This window comes from Pseudomonas sp. NPDC089547 (assembly GCF_050280665.1).
Lineage (GTDB): Bacteria > Pseudomonadota > Gammaproteobacteria > Pseudomonadales > Pseudomonadaceae > Aquipseudomonas.
This window is the reverse complement of record NZ_JBNNVS010000012.1, coordinates 96,482-117,032: the sequence shown is the minus strand read 5'-3', so window position 1 is coordinate 117,032 and position 20,551 is coordinate 96,482. Positions and strand designations below refer to the sequence as shown.

22 protein-coding genes are annotated in these 20,551 nt (G+C 60.1%); 12 read left to right on the top strand and 10 right to left on the bottom strand.

All coding sequences use genetic code 11. From position 1 onward, the window contains the following. Positions 1–64: 64 nt before the first annotated feature. The 3 genes from ACQKPZ_RS11405 to ACQKPZ_RS11395 are packed head-to-tail and all read left to right on the top strand — an operon-like array spanning position 65 to position 2,371. Positions 65–907 (top strand): hypothetical protein, encoded by an 843-nt coding sequence (locus ACQKPZ_RS11405; protein WP_427537855.1) that lies wholly within the window; start codon positions 65–67, stop codon positions 905–907. Beyond that, positions 907–1,485: a hypothetical protein gene (locus ACQKPZ_RS11400; protein WP_427537852.1), complete on the top strand. Its 579-nt coding sequence runs from the start codon at positions 907–909 to the stop codon at positions 1,483–1,485. Before ACQKPZ_RS11405 ends, ACQKPZ_RS11400 begins: the two co-directional genes overlap by 1 nt. Positions 1,486–1,522: 37 nt before the next feature. Continuing rightward, positions 1,523–2,371, top strand: coding sequence for a hypothetical protein (locus ACQKPZ_RS11395; protein WP_427537850.1), 849 nt, complete (start codon positions 1,523–1,525; stop codon positions 2,369–2,371). A 79-nt stretch (positions 2,372–2,450) separates the two neighbouring features. Here the strand turns inward: ACQKPZ_RS11395 and ACQKPZ_RS11390 are convergent, their stop codons facing one another. Continuing rightward, complete coding sequence (locus ACQKPZ_RS11390) at positions 2,451–2,810, bottom strand: hypothetical protein (protein ID WP_427537847.1); 360 nt, start codon at positions 2,808–2,810, stop codon at positions 2,451–2,453. Between the two features lie 12 nt (positions 2,811–2,822). Beyond that, the gene (locus ACQKPZ_RS11385) at positions 2,823–3,368 is read right to left on the bottom strand and encodes a hypothetical protein (RefSeq protein ID WP_427537844.1); all 546 of its coding nucleotides are present in this window, start codon (positions 3,366–3,368) and stop codon (positions 2,823–2,825) included. A gap of 865 nt (positions 3,369–4,233) precedes the next feature. On the opposite strand from ACQKPZ_RS11385, the gene ACQKPZ_RS11380 reads away from it, so the two are divergent. From ACQKPZ_RS11380 to ACQKPZ_RS11360, 5 genes are all read left to right on the top strand, one after another. After that, a complete protein-coding gene (locus ACQKPZ_RS11380) occupies positions 4,234–7,179 on the top strand; it encodes a DotA/TraY family protein (protein WP_427537841.1) in 2,946 nt (981 codons plus the stop codon). A 125-nt stretch (positions 7,180–7,304) separates the two neighbouring features. Continuing rightward, positions 7,305–7,679, top strand: a complete 375-nt coding sequence (locus ACQKPZ_RS11375; protein ID WP_427537838.1) for a hypothetical protein — start codon at positions 7,305–7,307, stop codon at positions 7,677–7,679. Positions 7,680–7,812: 133 nt separating this feature from the next. Then, on the top strand, positions 7,813–8,265 hold the full coding sequence (locus tag ACQKPZ_RS11370; protein ID WP_427537835.1) for a hypothetical protein: 453 nt from the start codon (positions 7,813–7,815) through the stop codon (positions 8,263–8,265). A gap of 27 nt (positions 8,266–8,292) precedes the next feature. After that, positions 8,293–10,098, top strand: a complete 1,806-nt coding sequence (locus ACQKPZ_RS11365; protein ID WP_427537832.1) for a phospholipase effector Tle1 domain-containing protein — start codon at positions 8,293–8,295, stop codon at positions 10,096–10,098. Between the two features lie 131 nt (positions 10,099–10,229). Then, positions 10,230–10,664 (top strand): hypothetical protein, encoded by a 435-nt coding sequence (locus tag ACQKPZ_RS11360; RefSeq protein ID WP_427537829.1) that lies wholly within the window; start codon positions 10,230–10,232, stop codon positions 10,662–10,664. Positions 10,665–10,704: 40 nt separating this feature from the next. Here ACQKPZ_RS11360 and ACQKPZ_RS11355 read toward each other — a convergent pair whose 3' ends face one another. Beyond that, the gene (locus ACQKPZ_RS11355; protein ID WP_427537827.1) at positions 10,705–11,958 is read right to left on the bottom strand and encodes a DUF6685 family protein; all 1,254 of its coding nucleotides are present in this window, start codon (positions 11,956–11,958) and stop codon (positions 10,705–10,707) included. 36 nt (positions 11,959–11,994) lie between these two features. Next, complete coding sequence (locus tag ACQKPZ_RS11350; RefSeq protein ID WP_427537824.1) at positions 11,995–12,528, bottom strand: hypothetical protein; 534 nt, start codon at positions 12,526–12,528, stop codon at positions 11,995–11,997. Between the two features lie 303 nt (positions 12,529–12,831). Between ACQKPZ_RS11350 and ACQKPZ_RS11345 the strand changes: the two genes are divergently transcribed. Continuing rightward, positions 12,832–13,323 (top strand): hypothetical protein, encoded by a 492-nt coding sequence (locus tag ACQKPZ_RS11345; protein ID WP_427537821.1) that lies wholly within the window; start codon positions 12,832–12,834, stop codon positions 13,321–13,323. Then, the gene (locus ACQKPZ_RS11340) at positions 13,320–13,973 is read left to right on the top strand and encodes an OmpA family protein (protein ID WP_427537818.1); all 654 of its coding nucleotides are present in this window, start codon (positions 13,320–13,322) and stop codon (positions 13,971–13,973) included. Before ACQKPZ_RS11345 ends, ACQKPZ_RS11340 begins: the two co-directional genes overlap by 4 nt. A gap of 21 nt (positions 13,974–13,994) precedes the next feature. On the opposite strand, the gene ACQKPZ_RS11335 is transcribed toward ACQKPZ_RS11340, so the two are convergent. Further along, positions 13,995–14,342 (bottom strand): hypothetical protein, encoded by a 348-nt coding sequence (locus ACQKPZ_RS11335; RefSeq protein ID WP_427537815.1) that lies wholly within the window; start codon positions 14,340–14,342, stop codon positions 13,995–13,997. A 113-nt stretch (positions 14,343–14,455) separates the two neighbouring features. On the opposite strand from ACQKPZ_RS11335, the gene ACQKPZ_RS11330 reads away from it, so the two are divergent. Next, entirely contained in the window at positions 14,456–15,067 is a 612-nt protein-coding gene (locus ACQKPZ_RS11330) for a hypothetical protein (protein WP_427537812.1), read from the top strand. Positions 15,068–15,136: 69 nt separating this feature from the next. Beyond that, complete coding sequence (locus ACQKPZ_RS11325; protein ID WP_427537809.1) at positions 15,137–15,889, top strand: hypothetical protein; 753 nt, start codon at positions 15,137–15,139, stop codon at positions 15,887–15,889. A gap of 41 nt (positions 15,890–15,930) precedes the next feature. Here the strand turns inward: ACQKPZ_RS11325 and ACQKPZ_RS11320 are convergent, their stop codons facing one another. From ACQKPZ_RS11320 to ACQKPZ_RS11300, 5 genes are all read right to left on the bottom strand, one after another. After that, complete coding sequence (locus tag ACQKPZ_RS11320) at positions 15,931–16,365, bottom strand: hypothetical protein (protein WP_427537806.1); 435 nt, start codon at positions 16,363–16,365, stop codon at positions 15,931–15,933. Positions 16,366–16,379: 14 nt separating this feature from the next. Further along, positions 16,380–16,805, bottom strand: coding sequence for a hypothetical protein (locus tag ACQKPZ_RS11315; protein ID WP_427537803.1), 426 nt, complete (start codon positions 16,803–16,805; stop codon positions 16,380–16,382). A gap of 79 nt (positions 16,806–16,884) precedes the next feature. Continuing rightward, on the bottom strand, positions 16,885–18,078 hold the full coding sequence (locus ACQKPZ_RS11310) for a hypothetical protein (protein WP_427537800.1): 1,194 nt from the start codon (positions 18,076–18,078) through the stop codon (positions 16,885–16,887). Positions 18,079–18,222: 144 nt separating this feature from the next. Further along, entirely contained in the window at positions 18,223–19,356 is a 1,134-nt protein-coding gene (locus ACQKPZ_RS11305) for a M23 family metallopeptidase (RefSeq protein WP_427537797.1), read from the bottom strand. A 13-nt stretch (positions 19,357–19,369) separates the two neighbouring features. After that, a complete protein-coding gene (locus ACQKPZ_RS11300) occupies positions 19,370–20,545 on the bottom strand; it encodes a hypothetical protein (protein WP_427537794.1) in 1,176 nt (391 codons plus the stop codon). Positions 20,546–20,551: the final 6 nt, after the last annotated feature.

Sequence of the window (20,551 nt, the reverse complement as noted above, 5' to 3'; positions counted from 1 at the left end):
GGGGTGTTTGCTCCCCCGCAGGCACTTGAAGACTATTTTGGATTGGAAAACCTTAGGTACGTATATGCGACCAGCGAATGAAGTGAAAGACGGGACCAAGTTATTGTCGCTTGCCCAAGGCCTGCGGTCCCTGCTGGTCCCCTCGCCGGATGTATTGGCTGACACCGTCAAGGAGTTGCACCCGCTGGTCAATTTGTCCGACAAGGTGCTGCCGCTGAAGTCGTATTTCAACATGGTCCAGGACATTCAGCGGACCAAGCATACCCATGCGGCCATGCGCGCGGCCAGCGAGCCGCTGAGCCGCGAAGCCGTTCAGCAAGGGGTGTCGCGTAAGCTCTGCACCGAAGACATTTTCATGGTTGCCTGTTCGTTCCTGGAAGTGGAAATCGCCAAGCAAGGCTCGGTCTACTACCTGAGCGGCGAGTCGCCCGATTTCAAGGAAACCAAGAAGAACCGAAACCCGCTCGACTTGTCTGACGAAGTCGTGCTGAAGAACCTTTCCAGCGGCCTGGCTCGCCCGGACACCGACCGAGGTGCCGTGGAACGGGGGCAGATCGACAGTGGCTTCAACCATCTGGTGCGGTTGAACCAGCTGCATAACCTGATGCTGGAGTCGGTGCGCCTGATGAAGGCGGACGAGCGTCTGACCAAGGTGGATATCCGCAAGAAGTTCAACATCTCGCACACCGATTACGAGCGCATGATGTCGATGGCGCGCCGTTCGGGTCTGATTTCGTTCCGTAACCGCAAGAAGGACCCGTCCAACGCTTACACCTTGCGCAACGACAACCATGAGCGGGTTTCAGAGCACGCCAAGAACTTTGGCCACACGCCGCAAAAAATGCTGAACAAGATTCTTGATGACTTCTTCGGGATGCTGGATAAGCGCAAAAAGCACGAGGACTGATGTTGATGGGGACCCAGGGCCATAAGGATGTCGGGCCGGCAATAAGTGCAGAAGAGCGGGCCCGTGTAGCGCGGGCCGCCAGCCAAGTGGTGGCGTACGCCAATTTTCTGCGCTGGACGGCAAACTTCAAGCGGGACGAAGTACTGCGCCATCCCGAACACGACCGCGTGATGCTGCTTTCGCCCATGCAAAGTGGGCGGTTCAGCTTTGCGCTGGAAGGCGACACCCTGTACGTGGGCGTCCAGCCATTCGAGGCCGCCTGGGCTTCGTGCATGCCGTTCGAGGCTGCCTACGTTTCCGACCGGCTGTACCTGTCGGTCGAGGGCGTCAGCTTCATGGACTCGCGCATGCCGCCACTGGCGCTCGGCATCTTTGTCGACGAGGGCAGCAAGCGTGCGCTCATGGCCAGTGCCAGGTTTGTGCAGTTTGTGCAGGTGGGCGTACGTGATGGCTACGTGGTCGAGGTGGGGGAGCCTTGTGGCGACCCTGTCGAGATGCGTGCAGGTGACGTGGTGCGCCAGCTGCGCGAGACTCGCCAGGCAAAGGTCAGGCAGCAAGATATGGGGCGGTTCTTCTGATCGCGCTCAAGCAGACTTTTCAAGTAAGGACACGAGCATGACCAAGTGCAAACTCATCCTGCCGCTGCTGGCTGCTGCGGCAATGGCGGGCTGTGTAACCACCGAGCAGATGCCGGACGGGACCACCAAGATTCGTTTTTCAGACGAAGCTGTCAGTTCGCTGACTTCGATGATGCCTAGCGCCCTTGTGACCGGGGTTGCGGGTGGTGCGGGTGGCGGAGCGGTCAACCTTATCCCCACCACAAGCCCGCTGGGGACCGGTGAGCAACTGTATCTCAACGGGCAGTTCGAACTGCCATGCGCGTCCGCTTTGCTATACACCGCCAAGTCTGGCCGGCCGCTGGATGCAGAGGTCAGCAACAACTGCCGCTCCAGCTACTTCCTGCGCCAGGAGCAGCTCAGGATGGCGGGCAAGTCGTATGATCGAGGCGCGCCAGCCTATAACCCTTCAAATCCGCCAAATGAGTACTGGGCCAAAGTGGTGGGCCGCACGGTAAGCCAGCTGGCGGCTACGGAACAGTTCACTGCGCGGTTTGCCGGGTACCCGCGGATCGAGAGCGGTGGCGGTATCACGATTTCCGTACGTTTGTTGGGGGAAACTCAAGGAGCGTACGCTGCGTTGGCGACCACGCCGGCGCGCACGCCGGTTGTGCTGGATGACGCGCAGTTCGAACTGGGAGTGCGCCAGCGTGCTGCCCGGGCAAACACTCAGGTCGTTGATGCGATCGCGTGCGATGCCGTGCTTGCATACAGCAAGACGCTCGACAAGGGGCCCAGGCCAGCAAGCATTTCTGCCAGTGCATACACGCGGTATGAGGTGTTGTTCACTGTTGCATCCATGGGGTGCAAGGACAGCACCCGGCAGTTCAAGACTGCTTCGCGCTAGGGTGTGAATTCGCCGGCTTTTGCTGGTGATGGCAGGCACAAAAAAACCGGACGCTGGTCCGGTTTTTTTGCGCCTGCATTTATGCCTGGGGGTTCATGTTCCAGGTGTCGTCTGCTGCTGCCACTGACTCATTGATCCCTGTGCCGTGCGCATCGGCAGCGTTCAACCAGTCCTGGCTGACGTCTGCCTGCTGGGCAGCTCGTTCGTGGGCAAACTCGCGATCCAGAATGGAACCCTCGATCGACGATATCAGGGCTGGGGACGCCTGGCCATATTCGCCCAGCAGCGATCGTGTTGCTTCTGGCGGCAGCTGGCTGATTGCGTTACGCAGCTCGCGGCCGTATTCGGCCAGTACGGGTTGCTTGGCGATGACGGTTTCCGTCGATTGAGAGGGAAATACTGAAGCGGTGAAGCTTTGGAACGCCTGTGCAGTCGGCATGGGCTGTGATCCTTACATGCTGTAGTCGTTGCTGCTCTCGCTGCGTGGTAGTGATGCGCTGGCGTAGCGGGCGAAGGTCTTGTCCAGGTCGGCCGCCAGGTAGCTTTGTTCGCTCTCGCGCAGCATTCGCTTCATGCCGTCGGCATCGGAAGAGGCCGCAATTACCTGTTCGCGCACGCTGGCAAGCAAGCCTTCCCGGTCTGCTCGCGAGCCGGGCGTGTTGTCGATTGCTTCGAATGCATCGAGCAGCGATTGGCGGAGTTCGGACTGTGCGCCGCTTTTGCGTGACGGGCTGGCTGCTTCAAGGTTAACGCTGCCAATCACGGCGCGGTGGATGGCGGTGAATGCGTTCACTTCGGCTTCGCGGCTTTGCATGACCCGGTCAGAGCTCAAGGTGTGGGGAGGTGTCGAGCGCAGGTATGCAGACTCCTGATCAGCCAGCGTGTCGATCGTCTGGCGGATTTTCTGGCCGTCGGGGCCTTGCCGCAGGGCGGCTTGCGCTACGTTGCCAAAACTGATTGCAGGGTTACCCGAGGCTTCGATGGCCCTTTCGCGCATTAACCCGGCGCCGATCACGAATCGGCTCGCATCACGTATTGATAGCTGCATCTATGTCCGTCGTTTTTTCACAGGGCTTGAACGTGCCCGATTCAGTCGCCATACCACCGCGAACCTTGAGGTCCGCTTGCTTGAGTGACCATAGCATTTTTACTGTTATTTTTCTTGTGCTTGAGTCGGATAAATCGTTTTTTTGGCGGTTTAAGGTATCCCACACGAGGCTGCTTGCCTCCTGCCTGGAAAATGCTCAGTGGGCGGTGAGTATGCTCATTCGCCCATTAAATGGGGGCTTGAGGCCCATCATGCCGCTCGCCTGCTGCGCTGGCCAGTAGGTGAAATGTCTATTTACACAACTTTACAAAGCCGATTGAGCCGCTTTTTTGGGGTTCATCGCGCTGAATTTCCTGGAAATGAGCGAGTACCAAGCGCTTTTTGCGGTATCGAAAACTTATTGATGCTGACGGGGGAAGCGCTAATCAAGGTCTGGGCTTTATAAATGTTTCGCGACATTTCTCGGATTTTTGACGAATTATTACGTCAATTTTTTGGATTTTTTCTGATCAAGGATTTCCCTGATCATCCCGATCTTGTCGTGATGATCAAGTCTTTACGGATTTTTGTTAATTTTCTTTCGTATCAATATTTTGATTTTTTGACGATTTGTGGTTTAAGATTGCCATGTTTTTTATATCTGCAGGATCATGGTTCGCAGGTCAGCACCATGGCTCAGGCCGCAAGTCCCTGTGCAGACCAGCACGCGTGGGGCTCATGCAGCTCAACTCAAGGACGACGGAGCATTCCAAGGGAATTCGTCGCGAACGATTTAGATCAACCGTCCGCTACTCGATTCAGGTAGGTATTCACAATGGCTCAGATGCCGTTTTCACCGTGCGATGCAAACGACTGCAGCGACCAGTCAGTCGAGATGCTTGGCCGGATTTTTGGCCCGGTAATCGACGCCTTGGTCAAAGGCACCGACCCCAATACCGTGCAGGCAAGCGCAAACATACTCGCGACGATGTTCGGCTTCTTCAACAGCGGGATCCTCATCATCGGTTCGCTTATCGTTTCGTACGTTGCCGTGATGGGTGTAACCAACACGGCCAACGACGGCGAGGCAATGGGCAAGAACTGGTCCTCGCTGTGGACGCCGGTGCGGATCGTGGCGGGTGGCGCAGTGCTGCTGCCGACAACCAGCGGTTTTTCGTTCATTCAGCTGATTGTGCTGATGTTCTCCCTGTGGGGGGTCGGCTTCGCCAATGGCACCTATAAAGCCGGGATGGCCATGGGCGTCCTGTCGCCGAACGGTATCGTCGAGGGCGTCAACTCGCCGGGCAACTTCTATGGGTTGCGCGACTTTGCCCGCAGCTACCTGGCGGCCTCGTACTGCGCCAAGGCGGCCAACTCGATCTATGCGAACAACCCGGCATCCGGTTCAGCGCCCCAGGTCAGGGCTGAGTCGACCCATGACAAGCTCAGTACGGTGAATGGCCGCACGGAATACGTCTTCGAGATCAAAGACCGCAATGCGATTACCAACCTGGCAGGCGGTGCGGCTTTCTGTGGCACCGTGAAAGTGGGGGTATATGCCGCCCAGGCCCAGTCCCAGGCCCAGACCAACACGGAAGCGATGGCCAAGGCGCTGGAGTCTCTGCGGGTAAATGTGCAGGAGAAGAAGCGTATTGCGGCCATGGCCATGATTACCCAACTGGATGCCTGGGTGAGAAGCTGGCCTGAAACCATCAACGACTCCGGCTGGGATGCGGTTGATTCTGACCGCTTCAATGTCATCGTGAACGAGGCGGAACAGAAGGTGGCGACGGATCTGTTCACCCAGGTGAGCAGTGACAAGGGCGATGTGGACAGTGGCATCAAGGACTTCCTGGATACGCTGACGGATGATGGCTGGGCTGCCGCTGGTGGGTGGTTCCAGCGTGTGGGCATGGTCCGGGGCCAGATATCTGGCGTGCTGTCCGAGCCGGTTGGAACGGTCAGCGCCCCCTCCATGGGCGCGTTGCCCGCCGACGCCCGCTCCTCTTTGCTGACCCACAGCGTAACCACGGTCACCGAGGCGATCGACAAGAAGGCAGAAGAAAAGCCCCGCTACAAGCAATCGACCACGTCCAAGCCGGAGGACATTGCCAGCCTCATTCCCAAGGATCCCAACAGCGACATCAATGTCGGCTCTTTGAAAGCTGACATGGACTCCAAGATGTCATCGTTCGTCAACGGCGTGATGCTGAACGTGGTGGAGATCGCAACGGGGGCAGGCAGTAACGGGCAGACACCACTGTGCGGCACGGCCGGGCAGATGGGGGGCTCGCTCAACCGCATGAAGTGTGTAGGTGACTACCTGTCCGTCGCGCGCGCCGGCATTCTTGTGGCCGATGTGGCAATCAAGACGGCCGGCACGGCGATACGGGTGATTGCAGGCACGCTCTCCTCGGTCAAGGGCTTGGGTAACGGGCTTGACCTGGACAAGATCGTGACTCCGCTCTGGGACTGGGTATTGACCGTGCCGGTCAAGCAGCTCGCCTTGATGGCCTCTTACATCGAACCTTTGGCGTTCTACTTTGCGGTCTTCCTGCCCAGCCTGCCTTACACGCTGTTCATGATCGTCTTTGTCGGCTGGTTGCTCGCGGTGTTGCAATCCATCATTGCTGCGCCGCTGTGGGCGGTGATGCACATGACACCTGACCGTACGTTCGTGGGCTCCCAGACACAGGGTTACCTGTTGCTGCTTTCGCTGTTCGCCCGCCCGGCGCTGGCTGTTCTTGGCCTGTTTGCCGCGGTGCTGGTGTCTGACCCGGTGATCGATTACATCGCCCAGGGCTTCTTCGCCATGCGCGGTGCCGTGGTGACCTCGTCAGGTGGTGTGGGTGCGATTTCGGAGTTCCTGACCTTTGCCTGGTGGTTCATGGTCTTCGGGCTGACGTTGTTGCCCGTGCTGTACATGATCTTCGGCTTGCCCCAGACCTTGCCCGACCAGGTACTGCGCTGGATCGGTGCAGGCATAGGTGACCTGGGCGAGACCAATGCCGTGGGCCAGATGCGTGGAGGCATGGCTTCGGTAGGTGCTGGAATACAGGGTTCCGGTACAGGCATGCGCCTGGGTCACGACAAGGGCAAGCTGCCACCGCCAGACGGCAACCCGCCTGGCGGCGGGCCTAAAGGCGGCGGGTCTCGCGGCGGCTCGGGCGGTAATCCGGCGCTGGTCAGTGCGAACGGGCAGGGTGTCGGGGGCTCGTCTTCAAGTGATTCGGGTGCAAAAGCCGAGGCTGAATCGGCTGACAAACGCACACTGGGTGAAAAACGCAGTGAGGCAGCCGGTGTTGCATTGGGGCGGGCGATCACGGGCGGCACTGCCGCTACCGCCAGGACGCTGGGCAGGGCAGGCAGCGTTGCCTTGTCCGCCGGGCGTGCTGGCGTGGAGTCATTCCGCGAATCTGGCTCGGCCTCCCTGGGGGGGCGAGTGCGTGATGCTGTTGCCAACGGTGCGCTCACGGCGGGGGCTGGTATGGCCTCTACTGCAGTTGCTGCGGGAGCCGACTTCAAGCAGGCCTTTTCCACGGCAGGTGCCGAGGGCAAGGCAGCTTACAATGAAGGCGCCGACGCGCGAATCCAGGCGTTCAAGGATTCGCTGAAGGGCGGCTCGGCGCCTGCCGGCAGCAGTGCAAATGACGACCAGGCCCCCACGCCGGAGGCAGGGGCGGACAGTGCCGGGGCCGATAATCGGCAGTTCAACGATACTTCGCTTCCCGCTGGCGCCGGCTCGGAAAGCGCCAAGGACAATGATGAAGAGGGCCGGTGAAGGGGCGGCCGGCACATTGCCATCAGTTGGTGGGAATTTTCCGCGCCACTGGTTGTCTTGGACGAAGACGCGCAATCGTGTGCGCACCCTGATACGCAACCCGGATCGCTTGGCGGAGACTTCGCATGGATGAGAATCAACTGGAAGACCAGCTTCGACGGCTTCTCACCGGCCTGGCCGACCAGGCCATCGTGCGTGGTGAGCAGTTCATCTATGACGGTGGCGAGTTGTACGCCGATGATGTAGCGGAAATTGGCCTGGTGGCGGTGTTGTGCATTGCCCAGTCGCTGTCCGAGCGGGCCGGCCTGGGTGGCTTTGGCTATGCGTTCCAGTTGGCTGCGCCTGCCAACCCGGTGTTCCCCATTCACGCCACTGCACCCGAGGTGCTGCCGGACTTTTTCAGGGTGGCACCCTTTGTTTCTGCGGTTTTTCATGGCGAGGTACTGGAGGCGAAGCGTGACTTCACGCTCCTTTATCATGCTGCTGCGCGGCGCGTGTAGACGCCTGCGCGCGTGCCCTGGAAGCCTTGGTTTCTGAACGCACGCCGTTGTTGGATATGAATTGACCTGGCATGCAATCAACTGCCTTTCTTCTGCGCTCATTTTCATGAGCTGATCTGCTCTGGAGCCCTTCATGCAAGATGACGAAAACATTGGCCAAGACTCAGGCGCCGACATGGAGTTGCCGGATGGCGTTTTTCCGCCGATGTCAGGCTACACCCACCAAGACCTGCTTGTGGTTGCCCAGGTTCCTACCCAGGCCTTCCTGGAGGCACAGGGCGTCGACCCAGGCCTGATTCGCGAAACCATCATTGCACTGGTCTCCCACCTGTACGCCAAGTTCGAAGAGCAGGGTGTCGAGTACCAGATCGCGACCTGGTACCAGAAACCGTATGACAACGTGGACAGGCGCAAGCGCAGCGTCATCAGCATGGCCGAAGAGTTCGGGGTGCTTGCACTGCGGGCCTCGGCAGACGCTTTGCGAGGGTCGCCGTTGATGGCCAGGGGGCGTGAGTTCTGGGAGCCACTCATCGACCAGGCCGGGGTTGCCATACGCGATCACATACTGAAGTTGAATGCGGACTGATCCGACGTTTGTTCATAGGGATATGGCATGAGCGATTCATTGCACGTCACGGTGTACTTTGATGGCACTGGCAACAACAAGGACAATGACCAGCCAAAAGGTACCCACACCAATGTTGCCCGGCTTTACGAACGGGACAGTGCGCAGGGGACCAACCTTGCCCGCAATTCTGGTCACGTGGCGCTGAAGTACGAGGGCATGCAGCATTATGGGCTGTCGGAAAAGATCTACTTCGACGGGGTTGGCAGCCAGAAAGTCCAGGGGCCCGTGGCCATGTTCGAAGGTGCCACGGGCAGCGGCAGCCAGAACCGGATCGAACAGGCCTATGACACCCTGGTGCGGTTTCACAACAAGAACCCGCATTTGCCGGTAGATGTGAATGTGGTTGGCTTCAGCCGCGGTGCCGCGCAGGCCCGTGCCCTGGCCAATGTGTTCATCGAGCGCGGCGTGCCGATGCTCAATGACCAATGGAAAGCAACGGGCGAGTACCTGATCCCGCCCGGAGAGGCACGTATCAACAAACTGGGCCTGTTCGATACTGTCGCGTCGTATGGCAACCCCAAAACGGAAAGCCATGTGGGCAAGAACCTGGCTATTCACGAGAACGTCGCTTCGACCACCCACTTGATTGCGATGAACGAATATCGCGATACCTTCCCGTTGACCAGCGTGTTGCGAAACAGCGACAACCCGCGGGTAACAGAGATCAAATTCGCGGGTGCACATTCGCAGATAGGCGGCGGTTATCGTAATGACGTGCTGGCGGCCGGGCCACTGGCGGTCATGTATGGCGAGCTGGTGTCCGCTGGCGTGGAACTGCAGCCGCTGCTGCCTGAGGATAGGCAGCGGATCGAGCAGTACAATGTTCTGATCAAGGACCCTGGGCGGGTGCAGGAGGCCTTGATCGATTCGCGGCTCGTCAAGGGCAATGAAGCGTTCAGGCGAAACCCCGATGGCTCGCTTGAGGTGGTGGACAATACGCCGTTCTATTTCCAGCGCGGTACGTTTGACAAATCCAAGCGGCAGAGCCAGCCGTTCGCGCAGGCTGTTGAGGGCCGAAAAGTCATTTTCGAAAACGATGACAGTCTCGGCAAGCCTGCTATCCAGCGAGTGGGCAACCAAGTAGGGCAGTTGCTGGCCGGGCTTGGAAGCAAACTCAAGAATGTCACGTTTGAGCGTCCCGAGGCTCCAGTCACCCTTGAGCAAACGCGGGCGGACCTGTTCGATGAGTTGGCCAAGGACGCTGTGAAGCCAGAAGTTGTGGCCTTGGCGCAAGTATCCGAACTTTCTGAACTGCTGTCGAACTCGAAGCCTGAAAAGGAATACCTGCAAAAGTTGGGGCTTGAAGCGGTTCCCGTTCCGGAGCCGGGGCTGACGGCGAACCATGCAGTTGTGAAGATCGACGCGAGAGGCTCATCTGCATTTGCTGACCTGGGCTTTGAATACGAGGCCAGCCGTATTGTTGCTGATGCCGCAATTGGTGCACTTGCCAGGGCGCCTCTGGATATTGATGATCCATTCCTGCTGCACGACACCAACGGCAATGTGGTGGGTACCTTGGAGGCCGTGCACAAGGTGCCTTCATTCGACATCGACAGCGGCGTGCTGATTGCGATAGATATGCAGCATGTAGCGCCGGCGGCACAGGCCGGGTTCCTCTACGACGGCTTCAGGCAGGCTGCGGACTGGATTGCCGGGCGACCGGAGGGGCTGTTGAAGGACGGCTACGAGGTTGCAGGTGTGGATGGCAAACCATCGGTCCGTTGCGTGGTTGCCCGCCCCGAAACGCCCCAGCTGGAGCGCACTGCGGCCTGGGACGCCCCCGAACCGTGAGAAAACGCAGTTTGGCACTGTTGCAGTGCGGGTGTTTGCAAGCATTGGCATTAAGGTTTTTTGTCGCCCGCTTGCTTAGAATGCAGGTATTGCCGACGGTGGTCGGTCAGTCAATCGGTAAGGGCTAGAAGATGAAAATCCACAAATACCAGCCAGGCACGTTCATCGAGGTCGATGACATGGCAGGTGGTCGCCGCGTTGGGATGGTCTGCAAGGACGGCGTGACGTTTTGGGATTTGCCCGATTCCGGGCGCTGTACGCCGCTGACCATTCACCCGTCCATGAAGCCGGTAGAACTGGGCAATCTGGTGCAGTACAGCCAGGCTAAAGCCTTGGGCAAGGCGCTGCAGGCGTTGGTCAGCCACCTGCAGGCCCTGGATGATCAGCGACTGGGCAGCGACCCGCTGTTCGTCATGCGTGCGCTATGGTTCGTGGCGCAGAAGGCGAGCGGTGAGGGCTACGTGCCTGATGCCGGGGCGCTGCTATGGGCCTGCGAGCAGGCCCAGGCCCAGGCGCAATCGGCGGAGCACATTCACCAGCTGGCCGGCCAGTACTGCGCGGTCTAGTACGGCATGACATTGCACGCTCGCGCCCTGGCCAGGCCTGTCAGTCAGGGGCCGGTGCCTCGGGCGTTGCCTGCTTGGCAAGGTTGCGCTCATGTAGAGTAGCGTAGCCGTCCACGGTAGCGCGCAGGGTGTTCAACGCGTGCCCGGAGGTGGCGCCAGGGCTGTGTCGGGCCAGCGCGTCGTACACGCTCTGGGCGTCGAGCCGATGAACGCCAAAGGCCTCGTCCATGGTCGCCTGTTCCACGGCTTGCCAGTCCACTTGCGTTGCCAGCTCGTCGTGAAGGCGGGCTGCGGCGTGCTTGCCGAACAGGTGCGCGACACCGGCCTTGGCCTCCAGCCCAGGCAAGGCTTCTATGCGCAGTCGCGTCTCATCCTTACGTGCCCGGCGCTCTGCTGCGGCGCCCGGTGATGCGAGTTCCACCAACACTTCGCCCACATTGGTAAAGCCTTCGCTGGCGAAGACTTCTGCCACTTTGCGTGAGCGTGCTTCGTCCCTTGGCAGGAAGACCGCCAGGCCGTTGTCGTATGGCTGCGGAAGGTCGCCCCAGTAGTGGGTGGCTTTGAAGTCGCGCAGGGCATCGAGTGCTTCTGCAAAAAACGCATCTTTGTCGACGGCGTAGATGGCATATTCATCGTTGAGTTGCGCAACGGCCTCGGCATCCAGGCCATGGCGGACCAGGCGGCCTTGCAGTGCAACGGGTTGCTGCAATTGGCCGGCGATATGCCGGGCGGCGACGAAATGGTGCGAGCCACCACTGTTGGCCAGGTACATCCCATCATCCCAACCGTATTGGACCAGGAAGTCGCCAGTGCCATGAACGATGCCGATCTCGGGCCAGCGCAGGTTTTGCGCGAGCCCTTCCTGGCTTACGTCCCGGGTGAGTGCCTGACAGGCTTGTTCGGCCATCTGCTGCATGGAGAAAAAGCGGAACAACTCGGATTTTGAGGCAGACAGGCCAGTGACGTCGGCGATGTCGCACTCAAACTCCGCGATGGCCTCGGTTTTGCCCAGCCGGGCCAGCGCCGGGATCTGCCGGTGTTCGCCGTGATAGTGGCCGTCACGGTTGCGCCAGCCTCTGACTTCGCCGCTTTTCTCGCTGCCTTGGCCAAAGCTGATGCGTTGCGGCCAGTCATGCCAGCGCACCACGCTGGACGAGGCGATGACGGCAGCGGTGTCATCCACCCGCGTCCGAATGCCCGGCGTATCCGCAATCACCCTGCGTAGCCGGGCGGGGATGCCCAGGTCGTCCTTGACCGTTTCCAGGAACTTTGCAGCCAGTGTTCTGAAGCTCATGGCGTGACTCCATTCGACGCATGTGGGTGCTTGCGGTTATTGGGTGGCGCGTTTTACGGCATCTGCCGCCTCGCGTGCCGTACGTTTCAAGGTTTTGGCTACCGTGCGCATGTTGTTCGAGCAACTGATGTAGGTGTCGTTGCCATCGACGTAAAGCCACAGGTCATGGTTGCCGACTTCCTTCTTGTAATCGCCGAACTGGTCCTTGGGGATGTCGGCCAGCCTGGCGACGGTCTGGATGCTCTCACCGGTGAATGCGCCGGCGTAGGTATCGAAGTCGCCTTCACCATTGGAGCCGGGGTGCATCGATAGCCGCGTGATGGCGCGGCCGAACACGTCCACTGGGTTGGGAACGGTGTATTCACCGTCGGACAAATCCGAAGCCTGCACGATGGCTTTGCCATCGGCGGCCTTGATCAGGGCTTCGAACTGCTCGGGCGATATGCTGCGCTCGCAGGTAAGGACCTGGGAGAGTCGTGCCCTGGCCTCCGACGGGTCGATCTTTGCGGCGTAGGCTGTAGAGCAGGCGAGCGAAACCAGTAGCGGCAGGGCGAGTTGCAGGGCTTTCATGCGTCAGATCCTTCTGGATGACAAATTGCTATCAATTTGGCTTGTTAGAAAAATGTTTTTTGTATGGTCTGAGTTTGCGCTACGCCTTGCGTATGGTCAAGTGAGCGCCTCGTTATGAAGGGGATTCAAACCTTGACGGCATAGGCCCTCAAACTCATACTAACCATTGAAATCAACATTTTTCTAATAGGTCATTTTGACAGTTGACAGGATGTCGAACGCTGGCGGGTACACTTCGTCACCGGTTGCACAGACGTTTGTACTGAACCCTGGCGTTCTGGCCCTTACAAGGAGTTTCATGGCATGTCCTACCCGCTACCCCCACTCGCCGTGGCGCCGGGCCTGAGGCTGGTTGGCGATCGCCGCGCCGCCTTGTGGCTGTTGTCGGTACCTTTGCTGGTGGCACTTGTTGCCTTTGCCATTGCGGTCATTGCAACCCTGATGGGTGAAATGGCCGAAGGTTCGCCACGCTTTTATGCCGCTGCGCTTTCCCTGTCTGCACTGTTGCTGAGTGTGATGCTGCTGCCTGCCTACCTGCTCAGCCTGGGCTGGTATGCATGGTGGACGCGTGACGGTGACCACCAGAAGCTGCGCCAGGGCCTGTGGCTTGCACCGCTGGTGGCGCTTCTGTTCGCGTGGTTCCCGGCCACGCTGGTGCCCGGCCTGCAGCCACTGGGCCAGGATGCCGTCGACCCGCTGCGCACCTATCTGTTGGCAGGCATGCTTACCCTGATGCTGGGGTATGCCTGGTCCGTCATCGTTTACCTGATTCTGCGGTACTGGAGAGATGTATGAGCACCATGATTGCCACCCCTCGCAGGTTGCTGCCGCTGATGCTGGTCGTGATGTCGGCAGTACTCGCCCCGAGGGCTTTCGCGGGGTTCGAGCTGGTAGAAAGCGCCGCTGCGCCGATTCCCTACCACTCATCAACTGCCCAGGGCGGTGACACGGCGCAGATGCAGCAAACCATCCATGCGTTGAACCTCGAAATCCAGAGCCTGCGGGTTCGCCTGGCAGCAGCAGAGGCCGATGCCAATGGCAGTCGCCAGGAGTTGCTGGCAATCCGGGCGCGGCAGGACCACATCCAGTCTTCGATCAACCACATGACTCTGAACTTTGCCTTTGGCCACTCGCGCTTCAGCCCCAGTGCCGATGACGGTGACATGCTGGTGCGCTCCGCGCAGGACGCGCTACAGGTGAAGATCGTGGGCTTCACCGACAGCGTGGGCACGGTCGAGGCGAACCGCCGTGTTGCCTTGCTGAGGGCACAAGCCGCGAAAACGTACCTGGTGCGGCGTGGTGTGGCGGCAGCGAAGATCAGTGCCGAGGGGCAAGAGGGCGACTACATTGCCTCGAATGACACCGCAAATGGCCGCGCCGCCAATCGCCGGGTCGAGTTCGAGTTTTTCGGCCAATACCAGGCAAGCACGGCCCCTGCTCGATAGCGGCGGGGCCATGCCTGCAAGTCAGGCCTGCAAGCGCATGTCGTCGAGGAACAGCCGCGCCTCGGCGGCAGCGGCAATGGTAGCGTCGGCAGGCGCCTCCCAGGCTACGCCGTTGTAACGCAGGCTGTAGCTTTCGCGGCAGGAATGAAAGCCGATATGGGCCCAGTCGATGCTTTCACTGCCCGTCCATTCACCCAGGATCTCTGTTCGCGCCGGGCTGCTTGCCCGCCGTTTTTCGATCTGCGCGACCACGTTGGTGAACAGGCGCAGGTTTTCAAGGTCGATGCTGACCGAGGCGGGGCCAATGTTCAGCACGCCACCGACATTGCCGGGTGCCGGGTGAAATGCACAGTGAAACTGATGGGTCATGGGTACATCCTTGAGGTCTGGGCTGCCAATATCCAAAACACAGATAACTGAAAATTGGACCTGTCGGCAGGTTGAAGTTCAGTCTAGTCGAGCCGAAGCGAGGGAGTTGGAGCATGTATTCGCGGTATGAACTCGAGGCTTATGCGGCGCAGGCCATCAGTGGCGATGTCTTCGAGCAAGCGGGCGGTGGTTTCGTTGGGGTAATGGCCAAGAGCGTACCTGCCATTCAGAAAGACATTCCGGCGGCGTTCGAGATGTACACACTGCTGGGGCATTTTCTGAAGTCGCTCCCGCTCCGCCAAGGTAGGCTCAGCTTCGAAGCCACAACGCTCATGCTGGAGCCAGGTATCGTGGTGGACAGCGAGGCAGGCAAGGTGGTGGCACTGCTGCCAGTGCACTCCAACCAGTTGGGTGAAGTGGCGTTCTGGCTGGCCGACGCACTGCCTAGTCGGGAGGTCAAGGCCATGCCCGGAATGCTTGCGTTGATGTTCACTGTAGAAACCCATGACGAGGTCAAACACCTGCTGCCGGAATGGTTGGCTGCTTTTTATGTCCAAGGTGACGGCAGGCACTGTGTTCCAATCCTTGCCCTCAAGTCGGTGTTGGAGGATGAGCGCTTTGGCGGGGACTGGGTAGCGGTTGCCCTTCACAGGCTGACTGAATTTGCCCTGCCCCAGGCAGATGCCCAGCAGGCTGCCGGGGCTGAAATCAGAACAACCAGGTAACCGCAGCGCCCTGTGCCAGGCTTCGCCGGTGGGCATGCATGACGACATGCGGATCAAAGGAGGTGGAAAATGGATCACAACTGGGGTGCGGGCAGGCGCGGTGGCGGCCTGGACGGCGGTTATACCGGGTCGCTGGACCATGCGATCTCCAACCTGCATGTCGGGCGAAGCCAGGGGCGGCAGGAGGGGCGCAAGGAGGGCTTCGATGACGGGCATTCCCACGGCTATTCGCAAGGGTGGGATGCCGGTGTGGCGTGTGCCAACGAAAAACTGGAGCCGCTAAGGGGCTATGTGCGGCAGTATTTCGAGGAGGCAGTGCAGCTCAGGGCCGTTGTCGAGCGCCAGCAGACAATGATTGACCTGATGTACCAGCAACTCTCCCAGGTCGCCAAGGCGGCCAAGCGCGCGGAGGGCGGGCAGGCCGCTGCAAGCCCGGAAGCGTTCGAGGCGTTGCAGAGCACCAATGACCTGTTGCAGGCCAGGGTTGAGGTGATGGATGAGCATTATGCAGCAGCGCTCGAGCAGTCCAGTCTGCGAGACCAACAGTACAAGCGCAGCCTGGTGTTCATGCAGGCGGTGCAAGGGCTGCTTGAAGAACTCGTCGCCGACGACACCCCCGAGGCACTGCGCATCCGGCAGCGTTTTGTCGAGCGTTACCAGGACCAGGTTGCCCATGGTTTGCGAAGCGGGGATATCCAGATTGCCCCGGAACTGGACGAGGTTTTCCAGAAGCTGTTGCCCGAAACCCGGCAGTTCATCCTGAGGATGCAGCAGTCCGTCGCCCCAGGGCAGGATGCTGACGGCCCTGACCCAATGCTTTAGGCCCCCGGGCAGGGCCTGCGCTTGTCGAGGGCCTTGCCAGGCTATGGGGTCGGCTGGTCCGCGGGCGGGGTTGCCTGGGGTGGGTAGGGCGACTCGTGGCCAGGGTTGGCTGGCGTGCCCGGGCTACCCGGGGCCTCGACGGGCGCGCAGACCAGGGCCGTGCGTACTTGCGCCGGGTACTGCTGCACCTGATACCCATAGGCGGGTGGTTGGCGTATCTCGGGCGCCTGGCACGTGCCTTCGATCACGCCCTGCTGCGGCGTGGAGAAATCACAGCTTTCACCTTCATAGCGGTTGGCGCAGGAACGGTAGGCAGAGACCGGCGTCACCTGCTTCGGTACCGGCACATAGATCGTGGTGTTGCGCGGTAGCTCTTGCCATTGCTCTTCAGCCCCTGCGGGAGGGGCCTGGGTTTGAGCAGTACTCGCCAGTGCCGATGCACTGAACACCAACACCAGTGGCAGGATCGCTTTCACGGGCGCCTCCAGGGTCACATGCCAGGTTCGTAGTCAGAACCACTGCGGTGCGAGGGGGCCGGGTCGCTGTGGTCCAGGCCGGCATTCACTTCCACGCCGCGTTCTTTCATTTCGCTGATCATGTACTCGTAGCCGACGGTGAAGTGAGCCAGGTCGTACCCTGGGTCGGCTTCCTTGATCTTCGAGGTCAGCTGAACGATCTCGAGTTTCACCGGGTCCGGTGTCTCGTCGGTATCCCAGTTGGTCGAGTGGTTCTCCAGGTTGTTCAGGTGGAAGGCCTGGCTGAAGGGCTTGCCATCCACCGTGATCTCCTTCGCCAGCTTTTCATACAGGTTTTTGCCGCCCAGGCCTTCCTCCAGCTTGGCGTCGACCACGCGCAGGAAGTCCAGGTGGGCTTCGGGAGTGGCGGTCACTTCTTTCCAGCTGCTGTATTCGTTCATTCCGTTCTCCTTGCTTGGATGAATGCGTTTGCCTTCATGGCTTCCCTTCGGCGTCGACTGGCCTGGCAGCATGCGGGCCTCACGGCGCCATGTCGTTGTCCTGCGAGGCACCATCCGGCCTGTTGCGTACCAGGTTGACGATCCCTTTCACCATTTCCTTCAGTCGCTCGAAGATGCGCTGTATGGACTCTTGCAGGCGCTCCAGGTGCGATTGGGTTTCACCCTCGAATGCCGGTGTGTCCGCCGCATTACGATGAATGCTGTCACTGGACGTCTCGAGGCGATTCTTGAGCTTGTCGTAATGCGGGTTGCCTTCGGTTTCGGGGTTCAGCAACTCTTCCTGCGCACGCCCGTATTGCCGGGTCCAGCCGGTGAGGGCCTTGTCCATGGCTTTCTTCTGGCCTTGGGCGTCGGGTGACTGCCCTACGGCATCGACGAATGCCTCGTGCAAGTCGGTGAATTCACCGTCAGGCTTCATCTTCTCGATCACTTCGGGCACTGTCAGGCCGGTTTGCTCTGCACGTGCTTCGATCTGCTCACGAACCTGCGGCATGTTTTGCGCATTCCAGAACGCCGAATGGGCCTTTTCATAGTTGCTGGCGGCTTTTTCAACCTGGTCCACCCGGTACTCGGACAGGCGCGGAAGGACCTGCACGCGCCCCGTCAGTTCGTCGGCAACCGCCGGCGCCGGAGCGGTGTTGGCATCCTGGGTTTTCGCACCACCCTGCAAGGCATCGGCGAGCGCACCTGCACCCTTGCCGATCCCTTGCATGGCGGCCCCGGTCAGCGAGGCTACGCCACTCACAAGTTCGGCGCTGCCACGCAGCAGGGCTTCTGCGCCGTTCGGCTGCTGCTGTGGCTGTTGGGCCTGTTTGGAACTTGCAACATCCTTGTGCTCATTCAGCGACTCATTGATGCGCCGCACTTCCTCCGGGTCGAGTGAAGCGCCTTTGGCGTTCATTTCGCCGACTACCTTCATCAGTGCATCGAGTGCACCCGGGTCAATTTCAGCAGAGGCTTGTGAAGCGTTGCCTTGTGGTGAGCCGGGCGCCTGCTGCTTGCCAGCCTCGGCGTTGAATGCCTTCAGGGCTGCAGCATCGATCGGTTGCACGCTCCAGGCACCTTCCTGGTGATCCAGGCGCAGGGGCGCGCCCAATTGCGTGGGCGTGCTACGCATGGCCTGCTCAAGCGCGGGGTCCTTGAAGGTCAGGTTACCTTCAGCGGTTTTCAGGGTAATGCTGTAAACGTTCTCGCTGACACCCTCTTTGTTCAAGGGTGCTGCGCCATGATGGACCAAAATGCCTGCATAACTCCGCCCTGGCTGGGCTGTTTGCCCGGCAGCAGAATCAGCGACGGCTTGATCAGGCTTATTGAGGTCTTTGGGTTCCATCTATGTTTACCTTTCGTGGGCGCCGCGTTATTCAATGGATCTGGAAACAGCTCCTTTCTGGGCACGCCCATGCGCCCATTCGGTCTGTGCCCTTTGACCTGCCAATTTCTGCGACGCGTAAACGGCAAGCAATGCTTCAACTTTTTCCTTCTTGCGATAAATCGCTTCCGACATGTAATTGCTGACACCTATCGCCCGGTTGTAGTCAACCCACAGGGCGCGGCTGGAAACATGCGTGATGCTGTTGTTCCACTCGGCATCGCTGAACCGTCGGGAGGCTTCGGTCATCATCATTTCCGAAACCGACATGGAGTCGTAACCGCCAATGGGCGCCGTCGGCAAGGCACCATAGCCATCGGAGTCGCTCAAGTACATCGCAGGCGTCTTTCCATCTGCCTCTGCCAGCGCCGCATCGGCATTGGCCGCTGCTACCTGAACGGGTTCGGCTGTCGAGTCTGGAGCAACGCCACCGGAAGGTACATTGCCGAAAAGTTTTTCGTGCTGCGCCTTGGTGTCCTTGCCCAGGATGGCGTAGTGCTCCGGGTGACCGTCCTGAATGGCGTAAGTTTGGCAGAAATAGGGGGCCGGGTCAGTCTTCCAGCCAATCCCGTCCTGACGGTTGAACACCGGTGGTAACTGGGCGGGGTTGAAGGGGCCTCGTTGTGCATTCTCGGAGAACGCCTTGGCCCTGGCGGCGTCCTTGGCGGCCGTGCCGTAGGTGAAGTGCAAGTGCTTGGTCATCGAGCTGCTGGGGGTGTTGCCCGAAAGGCCCAACTGCTGCCCAGGTTTCACTTTGGCCCCGCGCTTAACGCCGTTGGCAAAGCCGCTGAGGTGGTAGTAGGCCACGATGTCGCCATTGTCCCGTTTGATCAGCACAGCGTTACCCGCAGACCCGCGCGACCCGGCAAAGGTGATTTCGCCCTCGGTGGTTGCATACACCGGTTGCGAAGCACCGCTGGTGGAGAAGTCCAGGCCATCGTGCATGTGCGCTTTCTTGTTGGCTGAGCCAAAGTTGCCAGCGCCGCCGCCGCGGAATTTGCCGAAACGCCCAGAAACAATTTCCTTGTCGGTTGGCGATACCATGCAGGTGTCTGCAACGGCAACGTGAGCACAGGCCATGAGCCCAAAGGTCGCAACGCCACGCAAGATCGTTTTTTTCATGCTTGGCGCTCCATCATTTCACACTTTGCTGCACGTTTTGCCTGGCCGCATCTGTTGCCGCCTTGCTGCTCTGGTTCTGTGCGCCAGCCGTGCTGACGTTCATCGACACCAGCGACGCCAACTGGGCCTCCATGCTTTCGTACTGGCGGTACTGTTTTTCCTGGATGGCGAGGTCCAGTGCCTTGATCTTCAGCAGCTCGACCAATGCACCGCGCTCGTTCTGTGCGGCCATCACGCGTGCCCAGCTGTCGTACTCGGCCGTGTTGCCGGAGTAGCGTTTCACCTCGTTGCGAAAATGCACCGCCAAGGGCAGGTCGGTGCCTGTTTCCTTGCCCTCAACGCCCGAGTAGTCGAGCTGGATTGCCTTGAGGCTGGAAAGTGCAGGTGAGACCAGCGCATCCTTGCGGGCCTTGGAAAGCGAGTAATCCTCGGCGGCGGACGACTTGCCCGCGGAGGTTGGCACCGGGCCGTCAGGCAGGCCGGCAACGTTGTTCACGAACCCGACCTTGGCCTTATACAGGGTTTCGTTTTCCATGGCAGGCTCGAACAGCGTGGCTACGCTCAGGTCGGCGCCTGGCATCGTGCCCACCGATTTGCACAAGCCCGAATCTGCCTGGTCCTGGGTGCAAAATGGCTTGCGCGCTTCTACCAGTGCTGTCTGGGCGCTGATCGGTTCGGCGTAGGTCCCGGGTGCCGCCACGATCTCGGCCTTGACCCGCTGGCGAACCTCGGTGCCCATGTCGGCATCGCGGTTGCTGATCAGTGTTCGGGTCGAGAAGATCTTGCAGGGCGAGAAGCCTTGGCCAAACTCGCCGCCATAGTCGAACCGCGCCTGCTTCACCCGCTGCGTCTGGGCCAGTATCTTGAGGCCGGTGGCTGTCTGCTGGGCGGCATTGCGCCCGGCCTCGGCAACGGTGTTGGCTGCCAGGGCCTTCTGCTTGGTCATGACCGCAATGGCGGAGGTCAGGCGCTGGCTTTCGGTTTCGAGCAGGGCCGAGAGCGATGCATCGACCGCGGACACTGCGCCGTTAAGCGTCTGGGTAGCAGCCGTGAACGCCGGCGCCACGGTGGTTTCCTGATACTGCGGAGGGCAGTAGGCCCAGGCGAGTGTGGAGGTGAGGGCCAGTGAAGCGCCGAACGACACCTTCCATTTGCGCGCCTCGCGCGTTTCGTCAAAGTCCTTTTTCATGGCGAC